This is a genomic window from Nostoc sp. (genome assembly GCF_036917515.1).
Classification (GTDB): Bacteria; Cyanobacteriota; Cyanobacteriia; order Cyanobacteriales; family Nostocaceae; genus Nostoc.
Window position 1 is genome coordinate 61,347 of sequence record NZ_JBALDE010000189.1, and the last position, 21,185, is coordinate 82,531.

Here is a 21,185-nt window from a genome sequence, read left to right on the forward strand (position 1 = left end):
AACTCTCATGTTTCACAGCACTTTCATGCCACTTACTTAATATAAAGTCAGATAAAGCACTCAAGCTGACAAAAATCAATACTTAGTTTCCTGTGTCTGTGCATTGATAATTACACTCCAGTCATCGTTTTTCACAGCAGCTTCAAGTTGACGCTGCCGTTCGGCTTCACTTGCATCTATTATTTCTGACTCTTTAGAAAGGGTTGTATCAGCCATTGCTTTCCGCAGTTTTAGCTTTTTCTCTTCGTAAGCTTGAAGTTGGACTTCTGACATTACCGCTTTAGTCGCTTCGCCTACTGTACTAGCCCACATTCCGTTTTCGGAAGCATTACCAGGTGGCGTACTTTCGAGTTCTGCTATCCACGCATCTCGTAAATCTTCCATTTCTTGACGTTTGGGAAACTTGAATGCTTGCACGCGTACAAAAGCACACTTTTGCTCACCATTTTGGCGAAGATGGCTGTTTAGAGAAAGCAACACATTCCGAGAATAGCCAATGTACTGTGTACGCTGTTCTGCATCTAATACTGCGTAAACTCCTGCAATTTTAGCGCTCTGAGCAGCCACATTCCAAGCTTCAAGGTCAATAATTTCAGTACCATTGTTTACCAGTTCAGGAGTTATACTCACCTCAATGGCAGCATGTTCGTTGTCAGAACTATACAAAAATTCATGCAGTCCACGGTGGTTTATGGGGACATTTTGATGTTCAATTGGCGGATTGTGCTGAGTTTCCATTGCAGTTGATCTCCGAGTTATTAATTAGCGATGTCTATGATGAGCTTTTTTACAAGAGGCTACACCAATATTTACGCAAGCAAATATATGCCCTTAAAATATTGAAGCTTAAATCTACTCACATCTCCAAATCTTTGTTCTGAAAAAGCAAAAATAACTATTAAACTTCTTATGAATCAATTGATACCTAAAAATTGGATGTTCATCAAACAGCGGCTTACTCCTTATTTATTTTTACTACCCGCCTTAGTTCTTTTAGGCTTAACTGTCTTTTGGCCTGCACTGCAAGCGTTTTACCTCAGCTTTACTAACTATGAAGACATTGCCCAGCCGCCACAATGGATAGGTTTCGCCAACTTTCTTAAGCTTTGGAAGGATGCAGTTTTTTGGAAAACCTTGGAAAACACTTTTTTATATCTTGTAGGTGTAGTACCAATTTTAGTAATTGCTCCCTTAGTACTGGCAATTTTAGTAAATCAGAAACTGCGGGGAATGAATTGGTTTAGAGCAGCGTACTACACTCCTGTGGTAATTTCAATGGTGGTTGCGGGAATAGCTTGGAAATGGCTGTATGCAGAAAATGGATTACTTAATCAGTTATTTAAAGCTTTAGGTCTTTTTCCAGAAGGTATTCCCTGGCTAACTAGCCCAGTAAAAATTCTTGGCATTGTACCAATTTCTCTTGCCAGCGTCATGGCTGTCACTGTGTGGAAAGGATTAGGCTACTACATGGTGATTTATTTAGCGGGGTTGCAATCAATTCCCGCTGATATATATGAAGCCGCAGCAATTGATGGCTCTGATGGTATCAGCAAACATTGGGATATTACCATACCTTTAATGAAACCATATCTAGCATTAGTGGCGGTAATTTCGGCTATTTCTGCGACCAAAGTATTTGAAGAAGTCTACATTATGACTCAAGGAGGACCACTCAGTAGCTCGAAAACAATTGTTTATTATTTATATGAGCAAGCCTTCAATAATTTGGAAATTAGCTATGCTTGCACGATTGGATTAGTACTATTTTTAATAATTTTAGGCTTGTCAATTTTGCGATTAGCTATTAATCAGCAAGGTAATGATATCACAATTTAATATTGCCTTAATTAAATATATTAAATTTAGAAAAATTATCTTTTCTCAGCTCTGATAATCTGAAAATATTTAAATATCGAGAGTGCATGAAAACAGACACGATTTTTTACACTTTATTCCAAACTCTTCCAGGTGTGTTATTTGAACTTTTGGAACAGTCGTAAGCCTTAGCGTTACACTACCAATTTACCTCAGTATAAATCAAAGAACTAGCACGTCGTATCGATGGCTTATTCTTACCCAAACCTGAATTTCCAAAAGACACAATCTATTTTGTTGAGGTACAGTTTCAGCACCCCGTCTACTAAGAGCTGATTCGTAAAGAAAATCTAAAGAGAACAGAGCCTCGTTTGACTTAGGTTATAGGCTAAATCAATAACACTTGTGTTGTTGTCGATGAGCTGTCTACCCGTAATTGAGAACCAAGAGCGCAAACCTTATCCAAGTGATTTAAGCGATGCCGAATGGTTAATTCTTAAGCCTCTTTTACCCACACCCAAGGGATTTGGGCATCCGGTAGAAGTAGATTTACGAGAAATTCTGAATGGGATTTTCTACGTGCAACGTACTGGGTGTCAGTGGGAAATGCTGCCTCATGATCTTCCTGCTTATACAACGGTGTATGGCTACTTTCAAAAATGGCAACGTAAAGGTATTTGGCAGCAGATTCACGACCAAGTGCGCGCGCCATCAACTACGACAAGATTTAGGGCAAGATGAAGATTCTACCGTTGCGCTCGCTGATTCTCAATCAGTAAAGACAACGGAAAAAAAGGAGCCAGTACTTAAGTTGGGTTGAAGTATAAAGCAAATTGCTGAAGCATTAGAATTGGATGCTAAATAGGTACAACAAGCTATTGATAAGCAAGGAAAAGAAGGAACAAAAAGTAATTCGTAATTTAAGATATTTTTTTAAAACCGTGTTTGATATTCCACTACTGCACGACTGTCATCAGTTAAGTTAGTAGAAGCACGCACACGATATTCATTGTTTATCCGATAATTAATACCCCATTGGAAAGGATCATTTGTTGTCAAAATTTTGATACTAGAAACGGATATTTTGGAAGAAATGTCAACCCCAGCTTCCGCTGCTAATTCTAAAGATGAACTGCTTCTTCCAGCTTCGGGATTCTCAGAAATAACAGTAGGAAATATTCGCAGTTCGCTTAAGCCAAAGGTACTGCCAATCTGATTAAAAGCTGACTGGAAATTGTTAAACACAGCCGAACCTGCGATGTTAATCAGACCTAAAGTACTGTCTGCACGTCCTTGCGTGTCTACAAATCCACCTCCTAAAAGAGCAACAATTTCGGTTTGACTACGTGATGGACTACTTGTTAATTCTAAATTTTCATTCAATTTGCTAGCTAGACCGTTGATAGTGGCTTCGACTCGAACACTCTCTAACGCTGATAAACCTGTGGAATTCACTCGGCTGAAGTCATTATTTTGAGTTACATCCAGTACTTTGGCAAATAGCCGAATATCTAAGTTGGGGTCGCGGGGTTGAGAAGGGCTAAAAGTTGCTGTATGTTTATAGCCACGAGTAAGGTTAAATTGGGTAGTAAATAAATTTACTCCGCCTTTTTCTAACTGGATAGTACCATCGGGTATAGGCTGATTGATTGAGCCGTTAACTATGAGATTACCAGTGGCGCGGAAATTGAGAATAGGGTCACGCGTAATTTGGACGTTTTTACCTAGTTCCAAATCTAAATTATTAAATCTAGCGTTAGTATTTCCCGTCCCATTTCCAATTTTAGATTTGCTCTGCTTATTGGCTTTTGCCGGTGATACGCCAATACTACCATTTTCAGATGTCGTTGCGTTGGGAGATTCTGCCAACAATACTTTACCATCAAATAAATTTACTCTACCGCCAATTATGGGGTTAAGAGCAGAACCAGTAATCTGCAAATTGCCACTAGCGCCTCCCTGGTAAAGTCCTTTAATATTTAACGCTAGCTGCTCAAGATTAACAGTCAGGGGATTTTTAATAGTTACGTTCTCATTGTTGAAAATGGGAATTTCTCCAGCAGCTTCTACCGTCCCACGGCTGAATCTACCTTGAAGATTTTCTACTAAGATATTGTCAAAATTAAATAGTACTCTACCTCTGACACCTCTCAGCTTACGTGGCAAAGCTTGGGCTGAAAAAGTAGCATTATTAATAGTAGCAATTCCATCTACTTGGGGTTTTTGTAATGTTCCCCGCACCTTGAGGTCTACTTCTCCTTCACCTTTTTCAAATACTACTTGATTAGTCAATGCGTTTAACAGTGCTAATCCCTCATTTTCCAACTTCATATCCAAACTGATTTGATCGCTGTCTGGTGCAACCGAGGCAAAAGGCAATTTATAAGGTATGCTACCAGTAATATCAATGGGTTTTGGCCCAGCAACTGCTACAGTACTACCAAAGTTTAAGCGTCCATTGGCATAGCTGAAACTTGCTATTGCTGACTCTATTTTGTTCTGATTTAGTATTCCTTCTGTGATTTGCAATTCTCCTCTTGCTTGGGGATTAGCAATACTACCTGCTAAAGCTGCTGTAGCGTTAAGATTACCCGTGATTCCAACTGGTAGTTTGACAACATTATTCAATAGTTTTACTGGAAAATTATTCACCCGCAGCTGACCAGATTGTTCATCACCGCCAACGTTACCTGTAAAGGCAATTAGCCTGTTTTGAGACTGAATTCGTAATGGTCGCAAACTCAAAACACCGTTTTCAAAGTTACCTTCGGCAATCACTTGATCGGCAGTATAAAAACGATTTCGTTCTTCCTTCTTACCCCAAGCAAAGTTTTGTCCATTCAAATTAAAATCCACTGATAATCCATTGGCTGTAGCTGTATTTACAGCCACTTCCCCATTGAAAGTCCCCTTCAAGTCTGCTAAATCCGGTATGGGAGTTGAATTAAGTCGCTGTTCTTCCTGTTCTGCCACCAAAGCTTCAATTTCAGAAAACCGTTGGATTTGGGTGAATAAGGGTTCATTTGGCGTTCCTTGGGGGTTAGTTGTCAGATCCGCTGCTGTGCCGTAGATTTCTGCTGAACCACCCGGCAAATTTTGTAAATCAAATACCTGTGCTACAGTTAGAACATCTTGGATTTCACCTTGGTTGACGTTCAGTTTACCTTGTAGTTGGGGGCCTTTGACGCTTTGAGCAAAAGTACCGACAAGGGCATAGCGACTTTTCCCCTTAACAAATTCGCTACTTGCGAGTGTGGCTTTACCGTCACTGTAGCGAAATTGAGCGGCTAAACGATCGCCTTGAATCCGGCCAATTTGGGGATTGGCGATCGCTAAATTCCCCGTTGCTGCCAATGTCTGCTGATTAAACAGCAAATCTCCAGTTAACAACCCAGCTATCTTAGCAGCACCCAGTCGAGTAATTGGTGGCGGAGTCAAATTCAATATTTGTAAGGGGAAATTAGCAACTTTCAGCGCCCAATCATTTCCTTGAACGTTACCCGTAGCTGATGCTTGCTGCCATTTGACTAAGAAAGATTTCGGGCGATTATTGGCATCTAAATTGAAGGATAAGCGATCGCTATTTCCTGCTAAGTTCAAACTCAAACCGCGTCCCTGTGCGGAATCGATGTTTCCAGCTAATAATGGCTCAAAAGCAATATCTTGAACAACTAAGTCTCGTAAGTTGATTTGTCCTACTACATTTGGTAAGGGCAGTTTACCTGTGATTTGTCCATTAAAATCTACTCTTCCCGCCACAGCAACCTGATTAGGAAGATTAATCGGTAACTGTTTTAAGTTGTAATTCTGCGCCTGGACGTTGAGATTTAGGGCAGTAATTTCCGGTATACCTGCTTTGGTTGCATTAGCTAATATGTTACCAGTGACACTTAAACCGGGAGCAGTTGCTCGCTCAATAGTCAGCCTTTGACCACTCCAAGCGATCGCAGCTATCAGAGGTCGCTCAAGACCAGGAATACCTTGGGATAATTGCACCTGTCCAGCAGCACGCACATCAGCTAATTTGGACGATCCTAGCGTGCCAGCTAATTGCAACTGACCGCCAAACTGTCCCCGCAATTGCTGATTTAACCGATTTAATTCCACACCAGCGGCATCAACTACAGCTTGATAGCGACCATTAGCTACTTGGATATTAGAGGCTGTAATATTTCCATCTGCAACATCTAGCCGTCCCTGACCAGTGGCTTGGATCGTTTGTGGTTGGAAGGACTCTACAGAACCTGCCACGTTTGCTTGACCAGTTAACGTCCCTCTAAACTGCGGTGGTACTGCTGCTAACTGCTGTAAAGGTAAATTAGTTGCCTGAACTTGCGCCTGATATACACCATTACCCACTTGGATATTAGAGGCTGTAATAGTTCCACCCGCAACATTTACCCGCGCCTGACCGTTGGCTTGAATAGTTTGCGGTTGGAAGGATTCAACAGAACCCGCTACATTGAATTGACCAGTTAACTTCCCTGCAAACTGTGGTGGTACTGCTGCCAACTGGCGTACAGGTACATTAGTTGCCTGAACTTGCGCCTGATATACACCATTACCCACTTGAATATTAGAGGCTGCAATAGTTCCACCCGCAACATTTACCTGCGCTTGACCGTTGGCTTGAATAGTTTGCGGTTGGAAGGATTCAACAGAACCCGCTACATTGAATTGACCAGTTAATGCTCCCTGAAACTGCTTTGGTACTGTTGCCAATTGCTGCACAGGCACATTCTTAGCCTGAACTTGTGCTTGATAAACACCATTAGCCACTTGAATATTAGAAGCTGTAACCGTACCATCGCCAATAGCCAGGCGACCCTCACCACTACCACGGAAGGTTTTCAAGCTGAAATTATTGTTACCTGCAATTTGCAACGTACCCCCCAATGGATTATTTAAAGCTGGAGGAGACTGTTTTAATATTTGTCCCAACCGTACATTATTAGCTACAAGTTGAGCCGAGAAGCTTTGGTCTTGCAATTGGATATTAGAAACTGCAACTGTGCCGCCACCAATTTGAACTCCTGCACCATCACTGCGAATTGTGGCAATTTTAAATGGTGCTGTGCTGCCTGAGAGAATCAGACGACCATTGAACTGTGCCTCAGTTAAAGAGACATTTTGCAGTTGACTTTTGTCTACAAAGGGTTCCAATTTTACCCCAGAGGCAACAGCCACAGCTTGCCAACGCTGATTGGCATAACTACCAGTTGCCCTGACAGTACCACCACTTATATTCAAAGCCACATTACGGAAAGAGACAGTGCGATTTGGAGCGATTGCAACTTCGCCTGTACCGGGGTAAGTTCCGTTAGGAGCTTGAAACTGTACGACCGTTTGGACATTGGTAGGAGCGCCAGTTAGTTGAGCGGTACCTGAGACATTGCCGATTTGAAAATCGGGTGTTATATCATAGACTTTGGCGATCGCATCTCCTGAAACACTCTTGGCAGCAAAATTTAAATCTAGTTGCGGGTTTTTACCGAGTTGAATTGTACCAGCACCCGTGATATCACCACCGACTTTGGCGAACCCTTGAATATCTTTTAGGGTAATTAAAGAGGAACTAGTAACAAGCTCAAACTTACTACTGATACTATTAAAATCAACTTTATCAATTCGGGCAGTTTGGATCGTGGCAACTGAGCCGGAAAGAATTGGCTCTTTTGTCGATCCAGTAATTTGCAAATCTGCTTTTACTTGTCCAGCGATCGGTACAGGTAATTTTACCTTGAGAGTCTCTTGGGCATTCGCTAAACTCACCGCATTTACACGTGCTGCCAACTTCAAGCCTGCTTTCGTATCGACGATTCCCGTAGCTACTAAAGGAATTTTGCCGTAGTTGCTAGTAACATTATTTAACTGCAACTCCGTTCCTTGGAAGTGAAGGTTTCCTTGGCTATTGCTCAACAGTTGCGGGACTTTGGGTATTTGCAGCGTTACCCCTTGCACAGTAGCGTTACCAAACAATAAAGTCTGCTGTCCTGGTGTCAACCGAACTAACAAGTTGCCATTGGCTCGACCCGCTTGTAAGTTCACTGGTAACTTAATCAAGCGAGTAATATTCTCAGCCAGGAAATCTTGTGCTTGCACTTGGAAGTTCCCTGCTAGCACCCTAGAACGTGTCTCTCCCTGAATGGAAATATTGCCACCACTGTCTGCTTGACCCCCGACTTCAAACCGTATCAACTGATTGTTTGCTAAAAGTTGAGCAGATCCGTTGAGTTGAGAAAATCCCACAGGAGATAAAAGAGACGCGGAAGATGAAGAAGATATTCCTCCCCCTGCTCTCTTCTGCGGCATCAATGCCAGCTTGGCATTGCGAAACCGCAGGTTGTCCAAATCAGTTTTAATGGCGGCCCCTTCACCTGGCGACGCTATAGTAGTGGAAACCCAGCGTCCTTGGTCATCTTGTTCAATATAAATATCTGGGTTGACTAAGGTAACATCTAGCTTTAAATGGTGGTTAAATATTAGTTGCAATAGATCAAAACCCACCTCTACAGATTCGACTGTGGCTCGGTCTGGATCTGTGGGTGTGGCTGGGATAGCTGAAGCCCCAAACTGCACTCCCGTCAACGAAAATTGTTTAACTTTTCCCAGGTCTACCGGACGGTTGAGTGTAGTAGTGAGACTTTTTTGTGCTAATGGTGTTAGCTCTGTTTGAACAAAAGTCCACAACCGCCAAATACCGACAATCACTCCTAACAGTAAAAGTCCACTCAAAGCAATGCTACCCCGACTCAACACCAGCAACCACATACGCTTGCGATTAGGGGAAAGGTAGTAAGGATCTCGATCGGGATATTTTGTCATTTGCTTTCACTGTATTAATTGCCGGATATCGCTGGCACACACAAGCATTAACTGGCACATTGATTCAGTATGCCATTTCCAGGATACGTCAACTAAATCCAAGACCCATTGGTTGAGTTCCGGTATTTGCTCGATCCAATATTTATGCTTAATAATATTGGCGTTTTCAGGAAAATCTGAATAGAGTGAAAATTATTCTTGTGACTTTCCTTGAGGCACAATCTCGAACTTTAATATGAATAAACCTTAAAAAGGACAGATGATTACACCAATGCGTGTTTTTGTGTTAATTTTTAATGCTCGAACGGAAAATGAGGGGATTCACACGATTCGGGAAGGCGATGCCTACGGCGGCAAGCAACGCAATAAAATTCTGATGTTCGAGTCAGAAGACGATGCCACGCGCTTTGCCCTGATGTTAGAAGCTCAGGATTTCCCCGCACCCACACCGGAGCCGATCGATGCTGAAGAAATCAAGGAATTTTGCGAAAGTGCTGGGTATGAATGGGAAATCATTCCAGAAAACAGCAATTTAGTTGTAACTCCCCCAGAACTTAACGTCGAAAAAACTGACTGGCAAGAAAATGCCCAGAAGGAGGATACTGTTGAAGACACTTTCCCTTTCAATCAACAGCCACTAGAAGAACCAGAATTATCTGATTCTGAACTAGAAAAGATTCGTCGCAAATTGGAAGGATTGTTGTAAGTAGTCATTAGTCATTGATCATTGGTCATTGGTCACTGGTCGCTAACTGACAAATGACAAAGCGCAAAGTCGAGCCAGTCGCACAGGAAGGGTTTCCCGACTTGGGCGAACTGGCGTTGAGCGGAGGTTTCCTTCGCTCAGAACTTTGTAAGAGAGGACAAATGACAACGGACAAAGGACAAATGACAAATTTGCAAGAACGCGGGCATCTTTTAACTGAGCTGGTAAATCCTAACAGTCTGAACTTAGACCAGCTCAGTTCTCTGGAATTAGTGGAGTTGTTTAATGATGAAGATCAAAAGGCTGTTGCAGCAGTTGCAGCGGCGAAAATTCAGTTAGCAGAGGCAATTGAGCGCACCGCAGAGCGTTTGCGCCACGGAGGACGCCTATTTTATATCGGTGCAGGGACAAGTGGTCGTTTAGGCGTGTTAGATGCTGCGGAGTGTCCACCTACTTTTTGTACACCCCCAGAGTTGGTACAGGGAATTATTGCTGGTGGTGCTGGCGCACTAGTACGCAGTTCTGAAGATTTGGAAGACAGCATCGAAGATGGTGAGGCTGCGATCGCTGGGCGACACATTACTCAATTAGATGTCGTAGTTGGTATTACCGCTGGTGGGACAACGCCTTATGTCCACGGTGCGCTTCATGCTGCTCGTCAGCGAGGAGCCACAACTATTTTTATCGCTTGTGTCCCTGCTGAACAAGTTAGCTTTGATGCCGATATTGACATTCGCCTATTGACAGGGCCAGAAATAATCGCTGGTTCAACTCGCCTGAAAGCTGGTACAGCCACTAAATTAGCTTTAAATGTCCTTTCTAGTGGCGTAATGGTCAAGCTAGGCAAAGTTTATGGCAATCGCATGGTGGATGTAGCAGTAACGAATCAAAAATTACGCGATCGCGCTTTGCGAATTTTGCAAGACCTTACAGGTTTAAGTCGGGAAACTGCTGGTTTTTTACTAGAACGTAGTGGGAAATGGGTTAAGCTGGCGCTATTAATGCACTGGACTGGTTTAGAAAAAGACGAAGGCGATCGGCTACTTTCAGAACACCAAAGTAATCTCAGGGCAGCTGTTGTCAGCTATCAAAACCACAAGCAACCTTGAAGAAATTTTCTAAATAAATACTTGATAATCTGGCTGCTACTTGTTTTAGTAGCACGCCTTTTTTTAAGACTAATATTGCCTAAAAAAGCTGAGACTAATACAGCATAATTAAGAATAATAAATTTAAATAAATATTTGTAATATATATTGTCAATGTGAATAACTAAAACAGGATTCTTTAGAGACTGCTAATGTTTTTTAAACAAAAATTCAGAACTTATACGGATATGATTCAGTATGAAAATTTCTAAAATGATATTTTCATATATTATGATGTCGACTATGGCAACCTACTTTAGTCAAAAATATTAACAGAAAAGTAAAGTCTGTTAATAAAGACTCTATACTAGATAAATTATTTACTAGTAGTAGTAGTTTTGCTATCTTAGCATCTGCCTTGCTTTTAATAATCTTGATTTAAACTGCTATATACCAAATGTATTTGCACTTATTAACATATCTGCCAATCGCTATACAGCTAGAAAATTGTGATAGAAGTGTTGCCTAACTTTAACAAGTGACTTAAAAAATTTGTCTGGTTAATTGAGATGGTAGCTGAATTTACGTTGTGCTATGCTAGCATCGGTTTTTAATGGCTAACTTTTTAATAAAAAGAACAAACTATGCCCGATCAAGAACTTATTTCAAATAATTTAGTAAATGAATTTAAAAGTTGTACTCAGTTGCAATACAATGGCAAATTAAATATTAAGAGTTCAAAAGGCAGCCAATGGACTTTTTACTATCGGCTAGGACGGATAGTTTGGGCAACAGGAGGAACTCATCCCTTTCGGCGTTGGCGTAGACATATAGCTCAAAATTGTCCCCAAATTGATATTGATAAGTTGCAGTTACGTAGGCAAGACCTATCAATTGATTACTGGGACTATCAACTGATAGAAGTATTTTATAAAAAACAGAAAATTCAGAGAGAACAGATTCAATCTATTGCGGAAAATACGATAGCAGAACTATTGTTTGACCTAGCTTTGGAAGGAAACTTTACTTCTCTAAGTTGTAATCGCAGTCAAGATGTTATCTTAGAAACTCCAATGAACTTTACGAGTGCAGAAATGTCTGTAAAGCACATGCAAGATTCGTGGAAAATTTGGTCAGAAGCTGGTTTAGCAAATTTTTCTCCTGACTTGGCACCAGTTTTACGGCGACCAGAACAGCTTGAGCAGATGGTAAGTCCATCTGTCTACAAAAACTTTGTGAATTTAATCAATGGCAAATTTACTCTGCGAGATTTAGCCATGAAAATAAAGCAGAGTGTACTACCACTCACCCGTTCATTGCTTCCTTATATCCTTAAAGGAATCATCGAATTGATAGAAGTACCTGACTTGCCTTTAGGAGTTACTGAAATCAACAATAACTCTACCACCACACAAGCCAAGAAGCGGATAGCTCCACTAGTCGCTTGCGTCGATGATAGCCCTCTGGTATGCAAAATGCTAGAGGATGTTGTCACTTCCAATGGATTGAGATTTGTCAAAATTCAAGATGCTGTACAAGCTCTACCAACCCTCATTCAGGATAAACCAGACCTGATTTTCTTGGATTTAATTATGCCAGTTGCTAGTGGTTATGAAATTTGTACTCAGTTACGACGAATATCTACCTTTTCTAACACACCAATAATTATATTAACAGGCAGTGATGGTCTTTTAGATAGAGTTCGTGCCAAAGTAGTTGGTTCTACAGATTTTCTCACTAAACCTGTAATGCCTGATAAGATAATGGGTATAATACGCAAATATTTACCTACACTGAGCATATCCACTGACAAAAGTAAATCTAATTTAGAGGTTTGTAATTAGGAAGAATTCAAGGCAATTTTTGATTTTGAATTCTTCCTCAATTTTTAGAGATTTTTTCACCTCAGTAAAAATTGAATTATTGAGGTTAAATAATTTTAAATTCATTTCATTTTTAAAATTAACAACTTTTTAATTAATTTGAGATTTAAAAAGTTTTTTCATCTTTAAATCCTTTTTTTTAGTTATGTTTAAATTTTGAATCTTTAATCCAAAATTTAAAATCTAAAATTAGGTTATTAAACTATTTTATATTCCAAAATATTATATTAAGTTATATTTATTACGTACTTTTTCTGAGGTTGATACATAAAGATTGAATCAAAATTAGACAAATACAAATTTTTGTATTTATAGTAGTCCTATTTGATTTGTGAAATATTGGTTAGAGCAAAGGGGTTAGGGCTAGTCTCTAATCCCTTCCATATTTTTTTTGAAGAATCATTTAGGATTTGTATATTTTGTTTACATTTTGAAAAAAAGTTAACGAGTAATTGCCATGAATACTGTTTTAGTTGTTGAAGATGGCTTAACAGATATGGAAATAATCAGCCGTTACTTGCAACAGGCAGGTTATTCTGTGATTAGCGCCACTAGTAGTGAAGAAGCTCAAGACAAAATAGATAAAAATAAGCCAGACTTAATATTTCTCGATGTAATTTTACCTGGTAAAAGTGGCTTTGAAATTTGCCGAGAACTGAAAAATAATCCCAACACTAGTAATATACCTGTGGTTTTTTGCTCTACAAAAAATAGTGATGTAGATAAAATTTGGGGGAATATGTTAGGCGCTGATGGTTATCTATCAAAACCGATTGAGCGAGACGAACTAGTGATAGTTTTAAAGCGATTGCTTAATTAATAAAAATTTCATAAATCAACAAATATTATAAGTCACTATTTCTTAGATAGAATCTTTGCCAGAATAAATAATAATTGCAAATAGTGGCTAAAGATAAATAATCCAATACAAAGGATCAATAGCTTTAGAAACCCAGGAAAAGTTTTTAAGTTTCAATTTAGGAGCAAGTGATACAGCTGTCATTTCTTTACAACACATCACAGAAGTTTTGCAAGTATCATTACCAGAAATATGTGGCGTTCCTCAGATGCCAAGTAGCATTTTGGGTATTTATAACTGGCGTGGTGAGATGCTTTGGTTAGTTGATTTAGAGGCAATGTTGGGTTATCCTCCAATTTCGCAAGGGCCAAATTTATTTTCAAGAATGATGGCAATTGTTTTGGAAGACAAAGGTAAGCATTTAGGACTATTGGTGCGACAACTTATCGATATCGAATGGCTAGATACTAAAGAAATGAAACCCGCAACTGCAGAATTATTTTATCCAAAAATATCACCTTTTTTACAAGGATATTTTATTAAGGATTCAGAGGAGATAATTTTTAATTTGGATGCCACAACTATTATTCAAGCTCCAGCATGGAGGATTAATAATTGAATATTTATTAAAATGTGATTAGGTATATTTTTTTGAAAAGTCCTAATTCTTAACAAGTAAATACCAGATAATTCTTGCCTGCCACATATCAAGTTTTTATCCATCGCAATTTTTGAGGTTAATCAAATGACATTTTTGTATAACAATAGCCATGATAACGAACACCTAATCTCTGAATTAGAAAATCAGAATGGTAACGCTCATATTGCAAATATTGCTAATAATGAAATATCTTTATTAAATGCGATCGCTCAAGAATTTAAAACTTGGCGGCGACAGTTGAAAGACATCGCAACTCACATGCGCCAAGCCCCAGATATTGATACACTATTCAAAATTACTGTAGCACAAATTAGAGAAAAAGTTGGCTGCGATCGCGCCTTAATTTATCAGTTTAATTCGCGAGAATCAGGTCATGTTTTAGCAGAATCGAGAACACTAGGTTGGACTCCAACTTTAGGCGAAAATATTCCCGGAATTATTTTTGGCTTATATACCAATCAAGATTATGTAGAAGCTGTAGTTATTGACGATATCAATCAGATTCAACTTACCCCTTATCAAAAGCAGCTGCTAGATAAATTTCAAATTAAAGCTAGTTTGAGTTTACCAATTGTAGTAGAAGGTAAAGTGTGGGGCTTAATAGCAGTAAATAATTGCTACTCAACGCGGCAGTGGCAAGAAAGAGAAATTAACCTACTATCTCAAATTACAACAGAATTGACTTACAAGTTGCAGAGCTTTGAATTCCAAAAAGAACAGCAACAGCGGATCCTAGCAAAAAAATCGGTAGCTAAAGTCATTGATAAAACTCTGCAGGTATCAAATGTCGATAAGCTTTTTCAAACAACCACTCAAGAAGTACGCCAATTATTAAAATGCGATCGCGTTGGTGTCTATCGCTTCAAACCCGACTGGAGTGGCGAGTTTGTCGCTGAGTCAGTGGGTAGTGGCTGGATAAAAATGGTAGGCCCTGATTTTTACATGGTCTGGGAAGATAGCCACTTACAAGACACTCAAGGAGGACGTTATGCCAAGGGTGAAAGCTTTGTGGTCAATGACATTTATCAAATGGGTCATACTCAATGTCACATTGACATTTTAGAGCAGTATGAAATGAAGGCTTACATCATTGCACCCATATTTGCTGGAAAAAAATTATGGGGTTTGTTGGCAGCTTACCAAAATTCTGGACCTCGTGATTGGCAACCTTGGGAAGAAACTTTTGTGACTCAAATTGGACTGCAATTTGGTGTGACTATCTCACAAGGTGAATATCTAGAACAAGTGCAGAAAAAATCTGATCAACTAGCTAAAATAGTTGAACAAGAAAAAGTTTTCACTAAGATAGTCAACCGCATCAGACAATCTTTAGATGTAGAAAGCGTTTTCAAAACAACCACTCAAGAAGTGCGTCAATCACTACAATGCGATCGCGTCGCTGTCTATCGTTTTAACCCTGATTGGGGTGGCGAATTTGTGGCTGAGTCTGTGGGTACTGGTTGGACAAAGCTGGTAGGCCCTAATATTAAAACCGTTTTAGACGATACTTACTTGCAAGAAACTAAGGGAGGTAGGTATATCAAGGGTGAAAACTTTACCGTTAATAATATATATGAAGTAGGGCTTGCTCCCTGTCATATTGAGATTTTAGAGCAGTTTGAAGCCAAAGCTTACATAATTGTTCCGATATTTTTCGGGGATAAATTGTGGGGCTTGCTGGCAGCTTATCAAAATTCTAGCTTCCGTGAATGGCAAAGCTGGGAAGTGAATTTTTTGGTTCAGACTAGCTTGCAATTTAGTCTAGCTAAATCACAGATAGACTATTTAGAATTAGTGCGAGTTAAATCTGAGAAACTAGCTCAAATAGCGGAACAAGAGAAAGCTGTCACCAAGATCAGTAACCGCATCCGGCAATCTTTGGATGTAGAAGAAATCTTCAAAACAACTACTCAAGAAGTAAGACAATTACTGCGATCCGATCGCGTCGCTGTGTATCGGTTCAATCCTAACTGGAGTGGGGAATTTATAGCAGAGTCAGCAGGTCATCTTTGGGTAAAACTGGTAGGCCCTGATATCAAAACTGTCTGGGAAGATACCCACTTACAAGAAACTCAAGGAGGTCGATATGCCCAAGGGGAAAATTTTGTTGTAAATGATATCTATCAAGTAGGTCATTCTCCTTGTCACATTGAAGTTTTAGAGCAATTTGAAGCCAAAGCTTATGTAATTGTTCCTGTATTTGCTGGGGAACAATTGTGGGGATTGCTGGCAGCTTATCAAAATTCGGAAACTCGTAATTGGGAAGAATCGGAAGTCACTTTGTTAGCACGCATTGGCAGCCAGTTAGGACTGGCATTACAACACACCGAATATTTGCAACAAGTACAAGCGCAGTCAGCAAAATTAGCAGAAGCAGCAACACGGGAAAAGACAGCTAAGGAGTTGCTGCAACAACGATCCATTCAACTCTTAAAAGCTCTTAAACCAGCTTTTAACGGCGACTTAACAGTACGCGCACCAATTACAGAAGACGAGCTAGGCACGATCGCAGATGCCTATAATAATACCCTGCAAGCGCTGCGGCAAATCGTTATTCACGTACAAGAGGCTGCTCAACAAGTTGCTCAAACTTCTAGCAATAGCGAGGCTTCCTTAGCGGGACTGACCAATCTAGCACAACAACAGTCTGAGGAGATTACCGCAGCCTTAGATGACATTCAACAGATGGTGGACTCTACTCAAGCTGTGGTGACGAATGCTGAGTTAGTACAACTAGCAGTACAAAAAGCTAATCAAACTGTAGAGTCTGGCGATACTGCCATGAACCTGACTGTAAAAGCAATCCAAGGAATTCGTGAAACCGTTGCTCAAACCAGCAAAAAGATTAAACGCCTCAGCGAATCCTCGCAAAAAATCTCCAAAGTGGTGAATCTGATTGGTAATTTTGCCACACAGACAAACGTACTCGCTTTGAATGCAGCCATTGAAGCTACTCGTGCCGGTGAATATGGCAAAGGCTTTGCAGTTGTAGCCGATGAAGTCCGTTCTTTATCTCGCCAGTCAGCAGCAGCAACCATCGAAATTGAAAAATTAGTTCAGGAGATTCAAGCAGAAACCGGAGAAGTTGCAGTAGCAATGGAAACTGGTATTCATCAGGTAGTAGAAGGTACAAATCTTGTCAGTGATACTCGCCAAAACTTAAATGCGATCGTTTCTGCGACTGCTGAAATTAGTCAGTTAATTGAGCGAATTACCGCAGCGACTCAAAAACAAATGGCGCAATCTGTAACTGTAACTAAATCAATGCAAGATGTTGCAGAGATTGCTGATAAAACTTTTGCTGAATCTCAAGAAATTGCGATTGTGTTCCAAAATTTATCAGGAATGGCGCAAGAGCTATTAACAACTGCTAGTAAGTTTAAAGTGAAATGAAAAATAGTTAGGAGTTAGGAGCTATTAGGTTAAAGCATTAATTATATAAAGCACTATTTTATTGGCAAATGTAAAAGGCTTTAACCTTAACTAATTATAACTTTTTAGTTAAAGAGAGGAGAAGAGTAATTGCTAGAGAGTGTTATTCAACAAAAGAGTTTGAAATTTGCTTTAGAAATTATTCACCTATATATTAAACTGCAAAAACAACAGGTATATATGCTTTTGAAGCAATTACTACAAAGTAGGACAAGTATTGGCGTAAATGTTAAAGAGGCTAGCGGTGGTCAGATTAGAAAAGATTTCTTGGCAAAAATGTATATTGCATACAAAGAAGCTAGGAAAACTAAATATTAGTTACGTCTACTACAACAGTCCAAACTAGTAAATATTGATTTAACTAATGAACTAATCTATGCAGACAAAATCATTCGGATTTTGAGTTCAATAGTCAAGATAACTGAAAAATCAATTGGTCGATCAACTCCTAACTCCTAACTTCCAACTCCCTAATTATGATTACAGATAACGAAATTCGTGAACAAGGATACATCTATTTTCTAGCTGAAGCTCCAGAACTAATCCAAATTATTGAACAAGAACTATTTAGTTTATCAGAAGATTATAACATTGCCAAAGTTCACAAGTTAATGCGAGCTACTCATACACTTAAAGGTGGTGCAGCTAACGTTGGGCTAGAATTAATTAAGATAATAGCCCATTTTTTAGAAGATGTATTTAAGGCTTTATACAACCCAAAAGTAGTAGTTGATGCAGAACTACAAACACTTTTATTACAAGCTTATGAGTGTTTAAGCATAGCATTAAATACTGAATTAATAAGCAGTACTGTTAATGATGAAGAATTGCTTCATCGAACGACTTCAGTATTTGCACAGTTGCAAGAAAAACTTGGTGATGCATTTGGTGCTGAATCTTATATTCCCACTTCTGAAGAATTAGGTTTTGATATTGTACAGTCCGTTTTTGAAGTAGGAGTAGAACAACGTTTAAACACTATTGCTGACATTGTTAACAATCCACCAAATAGTGACGAATTTATCGAGTTTTTACACTCTCAAGCTGAAGTATTTTTTGGATTAGCAGAATCTCTAAATTTACCTGGATTGGGAGATATTTCTCAAACTATTCTCTCAGCGTTGCAAGCAAATCCTAGTCAAGTGCAGCAAATCGCAGAAATTGCCCTGGGAGATTTACAGCAAGCAAAAAAATTGGTATTAGCAGGCGATCGCATATCTGGTGGAGAACCTTCTTCTGGCTTACGAAAACTTACAATAGTAGCAAAAAAGGAATTATCAGAAGAATTGCCAAATAATTCATCTGCTAGCACAATTATCATCAATGAAGAACAATTTTATCAGTTTCTTACTACATCTGATAACAATAAAAACGAATCGGTAAAGCCAGTAACTGCCAAGTTTTATTTAAAAGTGATTCGCTACATTTTTGGCTGGTTTAATTACCAGATGCAAATACCAGAGGCAAAACTCAGTTTGACTTTACTAGTTCCTAGATTAGAAATAAAAAGTCTGCTTAATTATATCGAAACCTGGCTGCAAGACTTTCTCAATTTTGTTCAAGATGAAGAAGATAGTGAAAGTCTTTGTATTTATCGACGTGGAATTATCTCGATCATCCTATTTGCAGTTGCAAAATTTCAATATTCTCTGAAAGCATCTGATAGCTACCTTTCAGTAATTAAAATATTACAAAACCAAATTTACAAATTAGCAAAAGAATATAAAGGTTATCCTCCTGTTACTAGTGAAGAGAAAAATTGGCTTGATAGTCCCAAGTTACAAACACTATTAGTGATTAAAGAGATTGTATCTTCTCAATCAACTGATAACTTGCTAGAAGCAATATGGGGAGAAGAAGCTAGGCAAAACCTTGCTGTTGAAGTTGTAACAACCCAGACTGATGATTATTCAGAACAGCTTGATTCATTAAGTGTCAGCGAGCAGGTAGTTGTAGATGTTCCGGAAACAGTTATTGAAGTTATACCTGATATAGCTATACAAATCAACAAAAAAATAGAAGATAAATCACAGTATGTTCAAACTAAAAACTTTCGCCAACCTTCATTTATTCGGGTAGATACAGAAAAACTACAACACCTCAATTATCTAGCAGGAGAATTGCTGATTTACCAAAAACGGTGCAGTTTACAAGATGAACAAGTCAAAGAAATAATTGAGCAACTAATACAGCAACTCACTAGACACCAAATAACTTTAAATGAGTTACGCGATTTACCATTACAAATACAAAATATTACCTCAGAACAAACGCAAAGTTTTGCAGTGGATTTTGACTCTCTAGAAATGGATGTATATACAGAATTTCACATGACATTGCATGAAGCAGTAGAAGAGACACTGCAACTACAAGAAACCACAGAATCTCTTGACTTACTTCTGACACAAGCTACTCAAATTAGTGATAAACAAGAGAATTTAACTCTTAATATTATAGATAGCTTAGTCGAAGTACAAATGTCGCCTTTGGGTAATATCCTGAATCGTTTTCCCCACATGGTAAATAAGTTGGGGAATGTTCATGCCAAACTTGTAGAATTGAAACTTACTGGTAGTGAAGTACTGGTAGATAAAGCGATCGCCCAAAAGCTCTACGATCCCTTGTTACACTTAGTGCGTAATGCTTTTGACCACGGTATTGAAGCTCCGCAAGTTCGCCGAGAGCTTGGTAAACCAGAACAAGGTTTAATCGAAATCTGCGCTTATCATCAGGGTAGCCAAACTGTTATCGAAGTTCGAGATGATGGTCAGGGATTGAATTTAGATATAATTCGCAGAAAAGCTGCTGAACTTTATGCCATACAAACTGAAGAAGAAACTAGAAGCTATACTTTTAATCTGCCTGAGCCTGAACTTTTAGATTTGATATTTTTGCCTGGATTTTCTACTGCAAATAAAATAAGTGAAATTTCTGGGCGCGGTATGGGTTTAGATATTGTGCGTACTCAGATGCACGCACTCAACGGCTCTATTTCAGTTCAATCCTTGCCCAATCAAGGAACAATATTTATACTCAAAGTTCCTTTTTCTATGACTACAGAAAAGTTAATGCTAGTTCAAGCTAAAGGTGTTGTTTATGGTCTGATGTTGGACAGTATCGAAAAAGTATTGATTCCCTCTGAACAACAGATTAAAGAAATTGAAGGTAAAAAAGTCTTGTATTTGAATATAGACAATGATCAGACTATGGTTAGCCTTCATCAACTTTCAAAATTGATTAATTATAATGATTCATTGTTTAACAGTACTACTCCATACAACACATCAAATACTCACGACCCAAGCATAGCGAAAAATCCGGTGCTTTTGCTACAGCGAAATCAGAGAAAGGTTGCTTTAGAAGTTGACCAAATAATTGGCGAACAAGAACTGGTAATCAGACCTTTAGGAAATGCGATCGCACCGCCAAAATACATTTATGGTTGTAGTAGTTTAGCCAATGGTAATCTCATCTTAGTAATTGATGCTTTGTTGCTGGTAAAATCTAGCGAAATCCAACAAACAACATTTGATATTAAGACGCTACCAGTAGCTTCTTCGTCAAATAAAAATGTCTTACCAGTAGCAGGACATACTTTTTCATCTGCACCATTACTTGCAGCATCGACTTACCCAACAGCTATAGAAACTCAATCCAGTTATTTTCAAGAGCCAGATAATAAATCACCAAAAGTTGTTTTAGTAGTAGATGATGCAATTAGTCTCCGGCAAACTCTCTCTCTAACTCTAGAAAAATCTGGTTATCAAGTAATACAAGCTCAAAATGGTGTAGAAGCTCTAGAAAAATTGCAGTTACATCCTGAAATTAAAGTTGTTGTCTCCGATTTAGAGATGCCACGAATGAATGGTTTTGAGTTGTTGAGTAATACCAATTCTCTAAAATTGGACTACAGATGAGAGAATAAGAATAAACCAGATGAAGGATGAACAATGTCAGGGATATATCAGCTAGAAAT

Annotated in this window: 12 protein-coding genes and 1 pseudogene; 11 read left to right on the forward strand and 2 right to left on the reverse strand. The window is 39.0% G+C overall.

Annotated elements, in window-relative coordinates:
* Positions 1-75: 75 nt before the first annotated feature.
* Complete coding sequence (locus V7K89_RS25290; RefSeq protein ID WP_335192058.1) at positions 76-738, reverse strand: GIY-YIG nuclease family protein; 663 nt, start codon at positions 736-738, stop codon at positions 76-78.
* 171 nt (positions 739-909) lie between these two features.
* On the opposite strand from V7K89_RS25290, the gene V7K89_RS25295 reads away from it, so the two are divergent.
* The 3 genes and pseudogenes from V7K89_RS25295 to V7K89_RS25305 form a co-directional block, all read left to right on the forward strand.
* On the forward strand, positions 910-1,836 hold the full coding sequence (locus V7K89_RS25295; protein WP_335192060.1) for a carbohydrate ABC transporter permease: 927 nt from the start codon (positions 910-912) through the stop codon (positions 1,834-1,836).
* 200 nt (positions 1,837-2,036) lie between these two features.
* On the forward strand, positions 2,037-2,144 hold the full coding sequence (locus V7K89_RS25300) for a DUF2887 domain-containing protein (protein ID WP_335192080.1): 108 nt from the start codon (positions 2,037-2,039) through the stop codon (positions 2,142-2,144).
* 88 nt (positions 2,145-2,232) lie between these two features.
* Positions 2,233-2,611: pseudogene (locus V7K89_RS25305) on the forward strand (IS5 family transposase); the annotation flags it as partial.
* A 137-nt stretch (positions 2,612-2,748) separates the two neighbouring features.
* Here V7K89_RS25305 and V7K89_RS25310 read toward each other — a convergent pair.
* Entirely contained in the window at positions 2,749-8,640 is a 5,892-nt protein-coding gene (locus tag V7K89_RS25310) for a translocation/assembly module TamB domain-containing protein (protein WP_335192062.1), read from the reverse strand.
* Between the two features lie 259 nt (positions 8,641-8,899).
* Here V7K89_RS25310 and V7K89_RS25315 point away from each other — a divergent pair, with 259 nt between their 5' ends.
* The 8 genes from V7K89_RS25315 (at position 8,900) to V7K89_RS25350 (ending at position 21,126) form a co-directional block, all read left to right on the forward strand.
* Positions 8,900-9,346, forward strand: a complete 447-nt coding sequence (locus V7K89_RS25315; protein WP_335192064.1) for a DUF3110 domain-containing protein — start codon at positions 8,900-8,902, stop codon at positions 9,344-9,346.
* Between the two features lie 182 nt (positions 9,347-9,528).
* The gene (gene murQ, locus V7K89_RS25320; RefSeq protein ID WP_335192082.1) at positions 9,529-10,455 is read left to right on the forward strand and encodes an N-acetylmuramic acid 6-phosphate etherase; all 927 of its coding nucleotides are present in this window, start codon (positions 9,529-9,531) and stop codon (positions 10,453-10,455) included.
* A 623-nt stretch (positions 10,456-11,078) separates the two neighbouring features.
* The gene (locus V7K89_RS25325; protein WP_335192066.1) at positions 11,079-12,278 is read left to right on the forward strand and encodes a response regulator; all 1,200 of its coding nucleotides are present in this window, start codon (positions 11,079-11,081) and stop codon (positions 12,276-12,278) included.
* 496 nt (positions 12,279-12,774) lie between these two features.
* Positions 12,775-13,137: a response regulator transcription factor gene (locus V7K89_RS25330; RefSeq protein WP_335192068.1), complete on the forward strand. Its 363-nt coding sequence runs from the start codon at positions 12,775-12,777 to the stop codon at positions 13,135-13,137.
* Between the two features lie 118 nt (positions 13,138-13,255).
* Positions 13,256-13,735, forward strand: a complete 480-nt coding sequence (locus tag V7K89_RS25335; protein ID WP_335192084.1) for a chemotaxis protein CheW — start codon at positions 13,256-13,258, stop codon at positions 13,733-13,735.
* A gap of 126 nt (positions 13,736-13,861) precedes the next feature.
* Positions 13,862-17,170 (forward strand): GAF domain-containing protein, encoded by a 3,309-nt coding sequence (locus V7K89_RS25340; protein WP_335192070.1) that lies wholly within the window; start codon positions 13,862-13,864, stop codon positions 17,168-17,170.
* 129 nt (positions 17,171-17,299) lie between these two features.
* Positions 17,300-17,527 (forward strand): four helix bundle protein, encoded by a 228-nt coding sequence (locus V7K89_RS25345; RefSeq protein WP_335192072.1) that lies wholly within the window; start codon positions 17,300-17,302, stop codon positions 17,525-17,527.
* 158 nt (positions 17,528-17,685) lie between these two features.
* The gene (locus tag V7K89_RS25350; RefSeq protein WP_335192074.1) at positions 17,686-21,126 is read left to right on the forward strand and encodes a hybrid sensor histidine kinase/response regulator; all 3,441 of its coding nucleotides are present in this window, start codon (positions 17,686-17,688) and stop codon (positions 21,124-21,126) included.
* The last annotated feature ends 59 nt before the right edge of the window (positions 21,127-21,185 follow it).

What these genes read in the sequence shown, in the direction of transcription:
- V7K89_RS25290 (WP_335192058.1), bottom strand. Translation starts at nt 738, where the DNA reads ATGGAAACTCAGCACAATCCGCCAATTGAACATCAAAATGTCCCCATA.
- V7K89_RS25295 (WP_335192060.1), top strand. Translation starts at nt 910, where the DNA reads ATGAATCAATTGATACCTAAAAATTGGATGTTCATCAAACAGCGGCTT.
- V7K89_RS25310 (WP_335192062.1), bottom strand. Translation starts at nt 8,640, where the DNA reads ATGACAAAATATCCCGATCGAGATCCTTACTACCTTTCCCCTAATCGC.
- V7K89_RS25315 (WP_335192064.1), top strand. Translation starts at nt 8,900, where the DNA reads ATGATTACACCAATGCGTGTTTTTGTGTTAATTTTTAATGCTCGAACG.
- murQ (WP_335192082.1), top strand. Translation starts at nt 9,529, where the DNA reads ATGACAAATTTGCAAGAACGCGGGCATCTTTTAACTGAGCTGGTAAAT.
- V7K89_RS25325 (WP_335192066.1), top strand. Translation starts at nt 11,079, where the DNA reads ATGCCCGATCAAGAACTTATTTCAAATAATTTAGTAAATGAATTTAAA.
- V7K89_RS25330 (WP_335192068.1), top strand. Translation starts at nt 12,775, where the DNA reads ATGAATACTGTTTTAGTTGTTGAAGATGGCTTAACAGATATGGAAATA.
- V7K89_RS25340 (WP_335192070.1), top strand. Translation starts at nt 13,862, where the DNA reads ATGACATTTTTGTATAACAATAGCCATGATAACGAACACCTAATCTCT.
- V7K89_RS25350 (WP_335192074.1), top strand. Translation starts at nt 17,686, where the DNA reads ATGATTACAGATAACGAAATTCGTGAACAAGGATACATCTATTTTCTA.